The sequence below is a fragment of the Pseudobacillus wudalianchiensis genome (assembly GCF_001685015.1).
Lineage (GTDB): Bacteria > Bacillota > Bacilli > Bacillales > Domibacillaceae > Pseudobacillus > Pseudobacillus wudalianchiensis.
Window position 1 is genome coordinate 83350 of record NZ_MAYT01000012.1, and the last position, 13923, is coordinate 97272.

A 13923-nucleotide genomic window follows, 5' to 3' on the forward strand; every position below is an offset into this window, starting at 1 on the left:
AGGCTCCTCATAAAACATAATTAATGTAATAAACCAAGCGTATTGATGAAAACGATGATAATGGTTAAAGGCACAAGCCATCTCATTAGAAGGTACCAGGTAGAATACACGCCATTGCTAAATGGGTGGCTGAGCATAAATTCCTCTTTTACAAGCTCGCGGTTCATTCGCCAAGCGATGAAGAAGGCGATGAGTAAGTTACCTAACGGCAGAAGAATGTTGCTCACAAGATAATCCGTCGCATCAAAAACGGTTTTGCCAAAAAACTGAACATCAGCTAGTGAGCTGAACGAAAGGGCGGCCGGAATCCCTGCCACAAACACAATTACACCAGTGATAGCTGCTATTTTTCTTCGGGACGTTCGATCTTTTAGAAAGGCGGCTACGATAATTTCTAATAAGCTGAACGAAGAAGTTAAAGTAGCAAATAAAAACAGTGCTAAGAAGAAAAAGAGAAACAAGCCGCCAAATGGCATTTTTGAAAACACGGAAGGAAGAACGATAAATAATAATCCCGGCCCTTCCGTCGGTTCAAAGCCAAAAGCGAATACGACTGGAAAGATGGCAAGGCCTGCAAGGACAGATACAAAAATATTCATCAAGGCAACTGAACCGGCAGATGTGGGAAGACTCACACTTTTATTTAAATAAGAACTGTACGTGACCATGCACGAAAAGCCAACAGCTAGAGAAAAGAACGATTGCCCAAGTGCATACAGAACAGCTTCTCCGGTTATCTTTGAAAAGTCAGGCTGCAGGAAGAAGCGTACGCCTTCCATCGCGCCGTCAAGCGTTAGCGACCGGATGACGAGTACGATGAAGAATAAAAATAAGAGCGGCATCATATATTTGTTTGCTTTTTCGATGCCGTTTTGCACACCGGAAGCAATAACGAGCACATTAATAACTAAGAAAGCAGCTAGACCGCTGATCGTAATAACAGGAGAGCCTGTAATATCCCCGAAAAGTTTGCCGTAATCTGCTCCGCTGCTAATCACCTGGCCGCCAAGTGCCATCAAGGTGTAAATGAGCACCCAGCCTCCTACTACACTGTAAAAAGAAAGGAGAAGAAAGCAGCCGGCAACCCCTAATTTTCCAATAATGGTCCACAAACTGTTAGGAGCTAGCTTTTTATAAGCACTGACAGCTTCTCTCCCGGAACCGCGGCCAATAATAAACTCGGAAATGAGCATCGGCAATCCAATTAATAAAGTAAATAAGACAAATAACAATAAGAAAGCTCCGCCTCCGCTTTGGCCGGTGACATAAGGGAACTTCCAAATGGCGCCCAGGCCAATCGCGGCTCCGGCTGAAGATAAAATGAAGCCGAGGCGGGAGGACCATTGTTCTTTTTTTTCCATAAACATTCACCTTTTCTATCTAAGAAGTTAAAGCTTCGTACGCAAATCCCACAATTCCGGAAAGAAGCGATGATCGAGTACTTTTTTTAAATATTGTACACCTGATGAACCGCCCGTGCCCATCTTAAATCCGATAATTCGTTCGACCGTTTTCATATGACGGAAACGCCACTGCTGCAGCCAATCTTCAATATCGATGAGCTTTTCAGCGAGCTGATACAAATCCCAATAAGTTTTCACATCTTTATAGACACTTAGCCACGCCGCCTCAACAGTCGGATTTCCTGTGTAGGTAATCGAGTAATCCCGCCGAAGCAAGTCAGGATCAATCGGGAAGCCGGCACGGGCAAGTGCTTCAATCGCCGCATCGTAAATACTTGGTGCACGATACGCTTTTTCTAATATAGCATGAAGTTCCGAATCTTTTTGATAAATCGTTAAAATGTGAGGAGTTTTATAACCGAGCAGAAATTCAATTTGCCGGTATTGATAAGATTGGAACCCTGACGCCTGCCCTAATTTTTCACGGAATTCCATATACTCAGAAGGAGTCATTGTCGATAAAACATCCCATGCTTGAATAATTTGAGTTTGAATTTTCGATACGCGTGCCAGCATTTTGAACGCTGGCTGCAGTTCATCTTTTTGAATAGCAGAAATAGCTCCTTGCATTTCATGAATAATTAACTTCATCCACAGTTCACTCACTTGATGAATAATAATAAACAGCATTTCGTCATGATGCCCGGATAAGCGCTTCTGGCTGGAGAGCAGGCGATCAAGCGCTAGGTATTCGCCATAAGTCATATTATTTGTAAAGTCGGTATGAATAGAGGGCTCTTTTGAGGAATCGTTGTTATGGATTGACATGTACATCTTCCTTTCCTAATGGATCAGCAAGTGGACGTAAAACGGCACGGACAGGACTGCCGTCTGCTCCTTCGATCGGCAAAGGGAGGGCAATTAATTCATAATCGCCGGGTGGAACATGATCAAGGATGATATTCTCTAGGATATGAATATGATGCTGATGAAAAGAATGATGAACAGCCATCTCTTTGCTGTCAAGCGCGTCAACGGATGGAACATCAACGCCTATTAAGCAAATATTTTTTTCTTTCAAGAGAGGGCCAAGATCTGGGTCAAGCTGAATCACTTCTTCAGGGAATGTATCTGGCTTGCTTATCGGCAGTGTTTTTAAAAGAAGCCGTTCCGCTTTGTCTAAAGGAAATGCTTGCAATTGTTCTGCTCCAATCTTCCTGAAGTGGGACACATCAATCACCCGGGCTTTGCCAATGAAGATGGATAAATCGAGATCAAGAATTGTTTGAGCACTAGATTCAAAGTGAAAAGGAGCATCAATGTGTGTGCCGGTGTGAAGACTCGTCGTGATTCTGCCAATATTCACAGATCGGGTTTCTTTCTTTGTAAAAGAAAGATCATAAGAAAAAGGGGTATCGCCGGGCCAGTGGGCAATCCTTTCGTTAAGCGGCTGGGAAATATCTATCCATTTCGCTGTCATTCAGAATGTTCCTCCTTATCGTATATATATGGTAGGAATAAAAATGATTCAGTTATCAATGGCTTGATAACTTGACTATAATTCAATTGGATAGGGCTGCCAATACCCTTCTTAAAGAAAATGGTTTTCATTTATTTTTTTTTACAGTATAATGGGTAATTAATTATCAGAAAAAGGAAGGGCTTATTATGGAAACAAACGCAACATCAAACCCTTTGGTACAAGAAAAAGGGCGGAAAAACCGGGGGAGATTGCTCGTCAAATGTCCAGACCGGCCGGGCATTGTCGCTGCGATCTCTAAGTTTTTGTCCGACTTTCAAGCCAATATTATTGAATCGAGTCAATATTCTAGTGATCCGGAAGGCGGCACCTTCTTTATTCGCATTGAATTTGACTGTCCTAATTTAGAAGAGAAGAAAACCATGATGGAAGCTGATTTCAAGGGATTGGCAGATACCTTTTCGATGGAATATCAATTCACTTATACAGAAGATAGAAAGCGGACAGCCATCTTTGTGTCCAAAGAGCCGCACTGTTTGCTTGAGCTGTTATGGGAGTGGCAAAGCGGGGACTTGCCGACAGATATTGCACTCGTGATTAGCAATCATGAAGCGGCAAGAGACATGGTAGAAGCGTTAGGTATTCCATTCTATTATATTCCGGCTAATAAAGATATCCGCAAGCAAGTGGAACAAGAACAAATTGCTTTGTTAAAAGAGAATAATATTGATTTAATTGTTCTCGCTCGTTATATGCAAATTTTAACGTCTGATTTTGTTAGTGCGTTCCCGAATCAAATTATCAATATCCATCACTCCTTCTTGCCGGCGTTTATTGGTGCTCGTCCTTATGAGCGTGCCTATGGACGCGGCGTCAAGCTGATTGGGGCAACATCACATTATGTAACAAATGACTTAGATGAAGGTCCGATTATTGAGCAGGATATTGAGCGGGTGAACCACCGTGATCACATTGCAGATCTGAAGAAGATTGGCCGTTCGATTGAACGACGCGTGCTGGCAAGAGCCGTTAAGTGGCACTTAGAGGACCGTGTGATTGTTCACGAAAATAAAACGATTGTCTTTCAATAATAAAAAGTAAAACCCGCCTCTAATTGGCGGGTTTTCAGGTTGTTGACAAACGTTCGCTTTCTGCGTTGTTCATGACCTTCATGGTCACTCCGCTCCTCGCCAAGCTTCGCGCCTTGAAAGACAAACGCTTGCAATCAGCCTGGATATTGTAAATAGACTTTATCTGCCATTTCAACCCCGTCTATGGTTGGCAGATTTTTTCTTCGAAGATATGCAGCTGATTTTTCCCCGCTTTCTTCGCTTCGTACATGGCCTGATCTGCTTTTTTGATAAGCTCATCCGGGTGCTGTCCGTCTTTTGGAAATAAGCTAATACCAATACTGGCAGACACATTGACTTGTACTCCGTTTAAGTCAATCGGCTGGACGATCACTTGGCAAACCCGGTCAGCGATATGAGTAGACTCTTTTTCATTTCTCAAATCAAATAAAAAAATAATAAATTCATCTCCGCCGAGACGAGAGACCATGTCCTGCTCACGAATCACTCCTTTTATTCGATCGGCTATCTTTTGAAGCAACAAGTCACCGTGGTCATGTCCATACTCGTCATTTACTTGCTTAAAGCCATCAAGGTCAATGAATAATATGGCTCCCATTCGTTCCGATCTCTTTAATTTTTCTAAAAGTGCAGAGACTTCTTTATAGAAAAAAGTACGATTCGGTAGATGGGTTAGGCTATCCTTATAAGCGAGCTTCGTAATATGTTGGCGAAAGGTGTCAAGGGAATCCATCATCGTATTAAATTCACGTTCTAATGAAGCAATTTCATCCTTTCCTCTTATTCGTATTCGGGCAGACAGATCGTTGCTTTGTTGAATGGCAACCATGTTCCTCATTAAGCGGTTCAGACGACGAAAAACCATGCGATCGACAAAGGAAAGGGCTCCTTTTAACAATAATAAAGCAGCCACCGCAATTAAGATCAGTAAATAAAAGACACTTTTTTTGACTTGATTATAGAGATAACGGTCGTTTGTAATATGTAATATAGCAGCGGGCTGGCCGTGTAAGTCAGGAAGCGCCGCATAAGCACTATAGTCATTTGTATTGTTTGTCTCCAGCCAAATCGCGGGCGATTGACTAGATGATGCCGCCACTTTCGGAACGATGATTTGTTTTACGTCAGCTAGTTCTATTGGTAAAAGCGTATTATCTTGTAATTCACCAATCAATTTCTCATCTAAATAACGCCCTGCGATCATAGTGCCGGCGCGTGATCCCATTAAATCATTTTTTAATATGGGATGAGAGGCAATTAGAATCGGCCCTTCATTTAGCTTAATAATCCCTGAAAAGTCACCTTGCTTCAAAGCGCGTGACAAGAGGGGGTCTGTTGCTATTTTTTCCAAAAGAGATGCAGACACAAAGGTTTCTTTTTTTTCTTCTAGCTTGACGGCTTTTTTAAATAATATTTCCTGCTCATTATTTAAGATGAGCAGTACATTAAATTCATTCGTAAAGAATGTTTGATTAAGCAAGGTATGTGTCTCGTATTCTTTATTAGGCTTGAGAGTGTATTCGTATGTATCGTCCCAGGCAGCATAATCTGCTAAGCGGGAAGCAAGATGATCTTCAAATGTTGTAAGCGCATGCAAAGTGCGTTGCATGTTTTCTCGAGCCTGGCTGTCTTCTAGAGACTTAAAGTGATCTAATATAAAAAGATGAGCGGAAAAATATAAAATAGATAGTCCAATAGCAACACCGGCAGTGAAAAATAAAATTATTTTTTGACGAAGAGACATGATGGTTTTCTCCTATATGGTTATAATTTCCTATGTCTCATACCCTGTTTTTATTTTATTTAAACCTCATTTTTTACTCAAATAGAAAGATTTTTTATAAAATAATAAAAAGACTGCTCTCCAAAGTCTTTGTCTTCCTATCAATAGTCCTTGCTTTAATAGGAAAAAAGAAGCTTTAATGAAGAGCAGTCTCTTTAACTTAAGAAACAGTAAATCTAACGATAACTGGAGCTTTTAACGCTTTTCCCGCAGGCGAGGTAACGGTGGTGTCTACATATAGAAAATAAGTTCCACCAGATACATAGCCAGCTGATGGTGCTTGAATCGTAACGATTTTGCCATCAGAACTAGTTGATAAGGCAAGGCCGTTGACAAATTCTCCTTCATTGCGAACAAATACACTTGAAGGGGTGACTGATTTTGGATCAATGCTTTGACTAAACCGAATGGTTAACGTATGAGTTGGACTAATGTTTAGTAAAGAAGAGAATTCCGCTAAGCCAAGCTGCTGGCGTATTTGATCCAATTGAAGCTGTAATTTGCTTTTCTCTTGCTGATCTGGAAGTTTGCTAATGGCCTGCCGGGCAGAATCATAATCCCACAGTTTTTTCGTAGAATTCGCTTGAACGAGCTTGTTCGCTGCTTCTTCTAAAGCAGTCAACAGTGTGTTATCAGGAGCAGGTGCCGGAGTAACAGTCGAAACAGGAGCTGTTGGGCTTGCTTCTCCGTAAGTAGCCAGGCCGTATCCATATAGTGGATCTCTTCCAGCTGCACCAAGGTCTGTGATGTGTTTCAACAATTCTTTTCGCAGAGCGCTTCCTGATAGAGTTGGGTTTTGCTGTTTTAAAAGAGCGAGCAGTCCAGTAATGTGCGGAGTGGCCTGAGATGTTCCGCTCATATAGGCATAATAACCGCTTGTATACGTGCTGAGAACCTTTACTCCCGGTGCTGATACTTCCACTTCATTGCCGGTAGAAGAAAAAGAACCTCTTTTTAAGTAATTGTCAATAGCTGCTACAGCTATGACACTGTCATATTTAGCAGGATAGTCAACCGTATTGCCAGTACCGTCTGCTGTCCCGTCATTTCCTGCCGCTCCAACAACGACAATTCCTTTTTGATAAGCTTTGTCAATCATATCGTGCATCATGCGAGAGTCTGCTTCCGTACCGAGGCTCATGTTGATGATATCCATTCCGTTAGCGATCGACCAATCAATTCCTTCAAGGATGTCTTGTAGTGTACCTTCGCCATCTTTATCCATTGTTTTAACGGCGTAAAGTTTTGCATCCGGTGCCACACCGACGATACCTGATCCGTTACGGCGTGCTGCTATAATGCCCGCAACATGGGTGCCATGACCGTTATCATCAACCCAGGAAGACGTATAGTCAACTGTGGAAGTCCCGCCTGCAATCGCTAAATCAGAATGAGGAGCAATACCAGAATCTATCACCGCTACTTTGACACCTTTCCCCGTAATCCCTTTTTGAGCAGCCTCATTCGCCTTAACTGTTTGGTAGCTCCATTGCGATTCTTCACTAGAAACAAAGGCACTTGCTTTTGCGTTATCAACTTGTTTTTTAGTTACGACTTTACTTTTTGTTCCTTTTAACTTAAAAACAACGTTTTTTTCAATATAAGCAATGTTGCGATCTTTCTTTAATTTATTAACATCACTTTGCTCCATCGTGACAGATACAGCGGGAGCATATTTAAATTGATGATCTACTTCCACACTTTCCGCTAATGCCTTCTTTTTTCCAGTGGCATTTTTATAAACAATAATCACTTCTTCCTTATGATCATCAGCCGGCTGAGCAGCAAGCGGGTGAGAAGTGAATGATAAAAGAAGTGCAGGAACAGCCATCCATTTGATCCATTGTTTGTTCATCTATTGATTCATCCCCTATATGATAAATTAGTAGAGTAAGAGACTAAGAAGTACAAGGGAAATTAGTTTTCTTACTATTTATATATCGGCAAAAATTAACTTGTTTTAATTAAAAATGTAAAGAAAGAAGGAGAGATTGACGGATAAACAAAGGCTTGATATAGTAATAATTAATTTTTCAGAATAGTCTTAGTAGTGAGAGGAGAAGAGAAAGATGAGTAGAGTAGAGACAGAAAAAGGTTATTTTGGCCAGTTTGGAGGCAGCTTCGTTCCGCCAGATTTGAAGGAAGCATTAGATTACCTAGCTGAACAATTTGAGACGTATAAAGACGATGCCGAGTTTATGAGCGAATATAACTATTATTTAAAAGAGTATGTTGGCCGGGAGAACCCGCTAACCTATGCAAGCCAGTTGACAGAGAAGCTTGGCGGAGCAAAAATTTATTTAAAACGGGAAGATTTAAACCATACAGGCTCACACAAAATTAATAATGTCATGGGTCAGATTTTGCTAGCTAAAAAGATGGGAGCCAAGCGAATCATCGCAGAAACGGGTGCCGGTCAGCATGGAGTAGCGACAGCAACGGTCTGTGCGATGTTTGGAATGGAATGTGTCGTTTATATGGGAGCAGAAGACACACGCCGTCAGGCATTGAACGTTTTCCGGATGGAGCTTTTAGGAGCAAAGGTCGTAGCAGTGGAGAGCGGACAGGGACGGCTCAAGGATGCGGTTGATGCTGCACTTGGCGATTATGTGGCTAATTATAAAACCACATTTTACCTATTGGGCTCAGCAGTGGGGCCTCATCCGTATCCAACGATGGTGAAGCATTTCCATGGAGTGATTAGTGAAGAATCGAAAAAGCAAATTCTAGAAAAAGAAGGCCGCTTGCCAGATGCTGTGATCGCTTGTGTGGGAGGGGGCAGCAATGCAATTGGCGCTTTTGCCCACTATATTGATGAGCCATCCGTTCGCCTTATTGGTGCAGAACCAGAGCAGGCGGCTACGCTCACGAAAGGAAGACCGGCTGAATTGCACGGTTTTAAATGTCTCGTATTAATGGATGAAGAAGGAAACCCGCTTCCGACTTATTCAATCGCTGCCGGATTAGATTATCCAGGTGTTGGTCCAGAGCATAGCTACATGAAGGAAACAGGACGTGCAGAATATTACACTGTAACAAATGAAGAAGTACTAGAAGCATTCCAAACGCTATCACGCACTGAGGGGATTATCCCGGCCCTGGAAAGCGCTCATGCTGTGGCCCAAGCGATTAAACTAGCGCCGGCTATGGAAAAAGAGCAAATTATCATCGTGAACATTTCAGGCCGCGGTGATAAGGATGTCGAGCAAGTATTTGATATGCTAAAAAAATAAACAAAAAGAAAGTCCAGAAGCTTGTCTGCTGGACTTTCTTTTTGTTTATGATAATCATTTGTAAGAAGTGTGAAGAACCGTCCCAGAACGATAATCAATAACCGATTGTTCACCTTGAACGTTTGAGCAGCCGGCGATGAGCGCGTAGGTTCGTTATATAATAGAGAAAACTAATCAGGACGAGAAAGCCGCTTCCGTAAAGCCAAATTTCTTGTTCAAAAAAGCTTGTAACAGCCGTCAAGATTAAACTAATGATGATGAAAAAGAAGGCATCGCGTTTTTTTGATAATAAGAAATCATGCTCTAACCGACGTTGTTCATGCTGCTGCTTCCATTCTCGATATCTTTGCGGCTCCTCGAGCGTCTGCTGGATTTGCCGGGGGATGGATAGCAAGGGACGAACAGATTGAAGGAGTAAATTGAAAGCTGCCCGGTCGGAAGCAGGACCAGGTTCCGGATTATTCTGCAGCCATTTAAAGATGAGCGGCTTGCTTACTTCAAGCAAGTCAATATCAGGATCAAGAATATATAGGATACCAACAAATGTAGAAACGGCCCGGCCAAAAAAGGCAAACTCGCTCGGCATTTGAATTGGTTGATCCCGCACGGTTTTTTCAATATCGGCCAGCAGCTGTTTCATGACAAAATCGTCCGTTACGGACAAGTTGTGTTTCGTATAATTATCGACGAGCGTCCGAATAATATTTTTCAGCAACTCTTTATTTGCTCCCGGGAGGAGGAAGCGCAAGTCCTCTAAGGCAGCTACTACTTGATCGTAATCCTCGAGCACCACACCTTCTACGAGCCGGCGTATATAAATAGAATCGCTCTTTTGAATCTCACCAACCATTCCAAAATCGATTAGAATAATAGTGCCATCTTTCTTTACTAAAATGTTTCCTGGATGAGGGTCGGCATGAAATTGCCCTTCTTGAAGAAGCTGTTCTAGAAACATTTCAACTAATCGGGCGGCTAAATCTCGGCGGTTAATCCCATTTTCCTCGAGAAATTTCAAATCTGTTATTCGGGCACCCTCAACCCATTGCATCGTTAGCACTTTTTTTGTTGAATATTCCTCGTAATAAAAAGGAACACTTACTTTATCAAACAGTTCATACCTTTTTCGAAAGTAGGCACCATTTTGCAGTTCCTTTAAAAAGTCCAGCTCCTGACTAATGGTTGCCTCCATTTCACGATACAAGGCGGGCAGGTTTGTTTGCTTGCCGAAGGGGGTAAAAAATTCTGCGAGCCACATAACAATTCGGACAGCTTTAAAGTCAGTGGAGATAATGCGGTCAATGCCCGGCCGCTGGACCTTTACAGCAACCGTATCTCCATTTGGCAGCAGCGCCTTATACACTTGCCCTATAGAAGCAGAAGCAACAGGTTCCTCACTAATGTGGTGGAGAATGGTATCGTATGGCTTGTTCCACTCTTTTTCCATTACAGCTTTTGCCGCTGTCCAAGAAACGCTTGGTACCCGGTCAATTAAATCTTCTAATTCTTCAATAAAAGCTGGAGGCATAATATCTGCCCGTGTACTTAAAAATTGTCCAAGCTTAATTAACAAGCCTTCCAAGCGCAAAGCAGTCTGCCGATATTCTGCGGCCTGGCGCTTTAACAGCGCTTCCCATTTTTGAGTTGTTCTACTTGTCCAACGCTTTCGGTGTCTTTTGCGAAAAAAAGTAACCTGTAAAAAGAATTTAACAGACATCGCAATAATAATAAACATGCGGTAAAGAGAGAAGTTTTTCACAAGCTTTCTTCCTTTCCGGCTACAGTGTTTATTCTATTTTAAAACAATTTCTTCTTCTATGTACAATAATTGCTATAAAGGAAACAGTACCAGGAACTACCACTTGATTTTAATACCTAGTCATAAATTTATTGACAAATGTGAAAATAAAGTGATACGATTAGCCCTAGTTAAGAGGGTTCAAGTCAGTTAATTGTATAAAATGAGATAAAATTGGAAAAGAGGGAAAGCACATTGAAAGAGCTTCAAACATTTGGCTGGTATGCTGCTCGCGTAGCACCGCATCTTCCTAAGAAAGCATTCAAGCCTGCTCCCGAGCGTCTATGGGGAGGCCTAGCCTACTTAATTGTCGTCGTGTCGGGAATTCTGACGATTAGTTTAACTGATTTTAATATATGGATAAGTTTAATGATTTCAATTGTATTAGGCACATCTTTTGCGGCTATGGGCTTTTTAGGACACGAGATTTTACATGGAACGGTCGTAAGAAAAGCTTGGCTTCGTGAATTGACTGGAGGCATCGCTTTCTTTCCATTAAGTACAGGGCCGAAACTATGGGTGAAGTGGCATAACATGACGCATCACCGCCACACGCAAGATGAAGAGAAAGATCCGGATGCGTGGCCAACGATTGAGCAGTTTTCAAAAGCTAAAATATTAAAGCCCTTTTATCGTTTGCCGCTGTCAGTGCGTGGATTTTTAGGGCTGGCCTTTTTGGCGATTACATTTACGATGCACTCTTCCCGGATGTTCAAGCGCTTTATAAAAGAGTTTAATCCCGAAAAGCGTTTATCTGTATGGCTGCAATTACTGTTTCCATGGGCAACGTGGATTGGGCTGCTCGTATTAATTGGACCGTTAAAGTGGACGTTTGCCTTTTTAATTCCGCTTTTAATTGCCAACTTCATTGTGATGGCTTATATTGCAACAAATCATCGATTAAATCCGCTTGTACCTGTCAACGATCCGCTGGCTAATAGTTTGACAGTAACCGTGCCTAAATGGGTAGATGTGTTGCATTTTAACTTCTCCTATCACACGGAGCATCATCTATTCCCAGGTATGAGCTCTAAATATTATCCGCTTGTAAAAGAGGAACTCAAAAAACGCTGGCCGGAAAGATATCACGAAATGCCGATGATCCAAGCGCTTGCTGCTCTTTATAAGACACCACGCTTGTATAGCAATCAAGTAGAGCTTGTCGATCCTGTCGGTGGAGATGCTTACGGAACACTTGGTCATGGGTTAGACCCATCTAACATTAAACCGAAAGAAGCTAACCCGGCTGTAGTGGAAGAGAAAACTCCGACGCGCTCGCTGACAGCTAACAAATAAAGACAAGCCTGATCTCTAGCAGATCAGGCTTTTTTGCTTTTAGAATAAGGGGTTAACGCGCAAATGCTCTTAAAAAACTAAAAGGCAGCCTCAGGTTTAGGGTCGGGGCAGCCTTTTAAGCAGATGAATATTTTATAGTTAACGCCGGACGGCCTCAGTGAAAGCGCTTTTTAATGTGAAAAGATGGGGTGACTTTTCACTTGGGCGAAAGACCGCCGTGCAGACGTTACAAAAGTAAAAACTTACATATTATGCTGTTTCACAGCAGAAAATTCAGGCTCCAGCATCGTACCTGTCTCTGCATAATTCAAATGCCAAGAGAAAGCTTTTTCCAGCACATGAGGGGTCTGGCCACCACGCTTAAGCGCTTCTTCAAAGTAAGCCGTCATCTGTTCTTTATAAAGTGGATGCATGCAATTTTGAATAATGAGGCGAGCACGCTCCACAGGGGCGAGACCGCGTAAGTCTGCGTAGCCTTGCTCTGTCACTAATACATCGACATCATGCTCCGTATGGTCTACATGAGAGATGAAAGGAACGATGCTGGAAATATCCCCATGTTTAGCGACAGACTTTGTAACAAAGATGGCTAACCGGCTGTTGCGGGCGAAGTCGCCAGAACCGCCAATTCCATTCATCATTTTTGTTCCACAAACGTGAGTAGAATTTACATTTCCATAAATATCGGCTTCTATCGCCGTATTGATCGAAATAAGCCCGAGTCGGCGAATGATCTCAGGGTGATTGGATATTTCCTGTGGGCGCAGGACGAGCTTGTCTTTATATTGATCAAGCTTTGGGAAAACCGTTTTCATTTTTTCTTGCGACAAGGTGATAGAGCAGCCGGAAGCAAAACGAACTTTATCGCTATCTAATAAATCAAATACGGCATCCTGCAGTACTTCCGAATACACTTCTAAATTTTCAAATTCAGAATCAAGCAGCCCATGCAACACAGCGTTAGCGACAGAGCCAATACCTGATTGCAGTGGTGCCAGTTCCTTTGTAAGGCGGCCTGCTTTGATTTCTTCTCGTAAAAATTCAATCAAATGGTTAGCCATGATAGCTGTTTCTTCATCCGGCGGCACAATGGTTGAAGGAGAATCGAGATCATGCGTTAACACAATGCCTTTAATTTTGTCCAATTCCACTTTCACTTTATTTGTACCAATTCGCCCATCCACCGATGTTAAAGCAATTGGTAAGCGCTTTCCGTATTCGCCTGCTTCATAAATATCGTGCATTCCTTCAAGTGCAGCAGGCTGTGCCAAGTTCAATTCAATAATGATGTTCTCAGCTTTTTCTAAGAAAATGGCTGAGTTTCCAACAGAAGTAGAAGGAATAATGTCTCCTTCCTCTGTAATAGCGACCGCTTCAATAATGGCAAAATCGATTGGGTTCAATACATCAGAACGCACCATCTCAGCCACGTGTGATAAATGTTGATCGGTAAAGAGCAGCTCTCCCTCGTTAATTTTTTTTCGCATGGAGGCATCAGCTTGGAAGGGTAGTCGTTTATGTATAATGCCTGCTTCTGCCATTAATTTATCAATATCCGATCCGAGAGAAGCTCCGGTGTATACATTTACTTTAAAATTTTCATCCTTCGCTCTATCCACTAACGCCAAAGGTACTGCTTTTGCGTCCCCTGCCCGTGTAAACCCGCTCAAACCAAGAGTCATGCCATCCTTAATCCACGAGGCGGCTTCACCCGCCGAAACAATTTTCTTTTGCAGCTCTTTGCTGCGCAGCTGTTTAGTGATATGTGAGTTCATCAAAAAATCCCCCTTTGCCACTTTTAAAATAATTCTAACAACCTTTCAGCATCTGCTCATTCGTTTT

General features: G+C 42.3%; 11 protein-coding genes. 3 read left to right on the forward strand and 8 right to left on the reverse strand.

The window, feature by feature from the left end; all coding sequences use genetic code 11:
* Window positions 1-20: 20 nt before the first annotated feature.
* The 3 genes from A8F95_RS08340 to kynB are packed head-to-tail and all read right to left on the reverse strand — an operon-like array spanning window position 21 to window position 2883.
* Window positions 21-1361 (reverse strand): sodium-dependent transporter, encoded by a 1341-nt coding sequence (locus A8F95_RS08340; protein ID WP_065410102.1) that lies wholly within the window; start codon window positions 1359-1361, stop codon window positions 21-23.
* Between the two features lie 27 nt (window positions 1362-1388).
* A complete protein-coding gene (kynA, locus tag A8F95_RS08345) occupies window positions 1389-2231 on the reverse strand; it encodes a tryptophan 2,3-dioxygenase (protein ID WP_065410103.1) in 843 nt (280 codons plus the stop codon).
* Window positions 2218-2883, reverse strand: coding sequence for an arylformamidase (kynB, locus tag A8F95_RS08350; protein WP_065410104.1), 666 nt, complete (start codon window positions 2881-2883; stop codon window positions 2218-2220). The genes kynA and kynB overlap by 14 nt, the downstream gene beginning before the upstream one ends.
* 188 nt (window positions 2884-3071) lie before the next feature.
* On the opposite strand from kynB, the gene purU reads away from it, so the two are divergent.
* Entirely contained in the window at window positions 3072-3974 is a 903-nt protein-coding gene (gene purU / locus A8F95_RS08355; RefSeq protein ID WP_065410105.1) for a formyltetrahydrofolate deformylase, read from the forward strand.
* Here purU and A8F95_RS22415 read toward each other — a convergent pair.
* From A8F95_RS22415 to A8F95_RS08365, 3 genes are all read right to left on the reverse strand, one after another.
* Window positions 3968-4108, reverse strand: a complete 141-nt coding sequence (locus A8F95_RS22415; protein WP_176713655.1) for a hypothetical protein — start codon at window positions 4106-4108, stop codon at window positions 3968-3970. The two genes, purU and A8F95_RS22415, sit on opposite strands and share 7 nt — an antisense overlap.
* A gap of 47 nt (window positions 4109-4155) precedes the next feature.
* On the reverse strand, window positions 4156-5718 hold the full coding sequence (locus A8F95_RS08360; protein ID WP_065410106.1) for a sensor domain-containing diguanylate cyclase: 1563 nt from the start codon (window positions 5716-5718) through the stop codon (window positions 4156-4158).
* Between the two features lie 199 nt (window positions 5719-5917).
* Window positions 5918-7612: a S8 family serine peptidase gene (locus A8F95_RS08365; RefSeq protein ID WP_065410107.1), complete on the reverse strand. Its 1695-nt coding sequence runs from the start codon at window positions 7610-7612 to the stop codon at window positions 5918-5920.
* Window positions 7613-7826: 214 nt separating this feature from the next.
* Between A8F95_RS08365 and trpB the strand changes: the two genes are divergently transcribed.
* Window positions 7827-8990, forward strand: coding sequence for a tryptophan synthase subunit beta (gene trpB, locus A8F95_RS08370; RefSeq protein ID WP_065410108.1), 1164 nt, complete (start codon window positions 7827-7829; stop codon window positions 8988-8990).
* A gap of 109 nt (window positions 8991-9099) precedes the next feature.
* Here the strand turns inward: trpB and A8F95_RS08375 are convergent, their stop codons facing one another.
* Window positions 9100-10722 carry an ABC1 kinase family protein gene (locus A8F95_RS08375; RefSeq protein WP_141676246.1) on the reverse strand — a complete coding sequence of 541 codons (1623 nt, stop codon included), beginning with the start codon at window positions 10720-10722 and terminating at the stop codon, window positions 9100-9102.
* A gap of 258 nt (window positions 10723-10980) precedes the next feature.
* Here A8F95_RS08375 and desB point away from each other — a divergent pair, with 258 nt between their 5' ends.
* Window positions 10981-12081: a Delta(10) desaturase DesB gene (desB, locus tag A8F95_RS08380; protein WP_065410110.1), complete on the forward strand. Its 1101-nt coding sequence runs from the start codon at window positions 10981-10983 to the stop codon at window positions 12079-12081.
* A 242-nt stretch (window positions 12082-12323) separates the two neighbouring features.
* Here the strand turns inward: desB and scpC are convergent, their stop codons facing one another.
* The gene (gene scpC, locus A8F95_RS08385) at window positions 12324-13856 is read right to left on the reverse strand and encodes a succinyl-CoA:acetate CoA-transferase ScpC (protein ID WP_065410111.1); all 1533 of its coding nucleotides are present in this window, start codon (window positions 13854-13856) and stop codon (window positions 12324-12326) included.
* Between the last annotated feature and the right edge of the window lie 67 nt (window positions 13857-13923).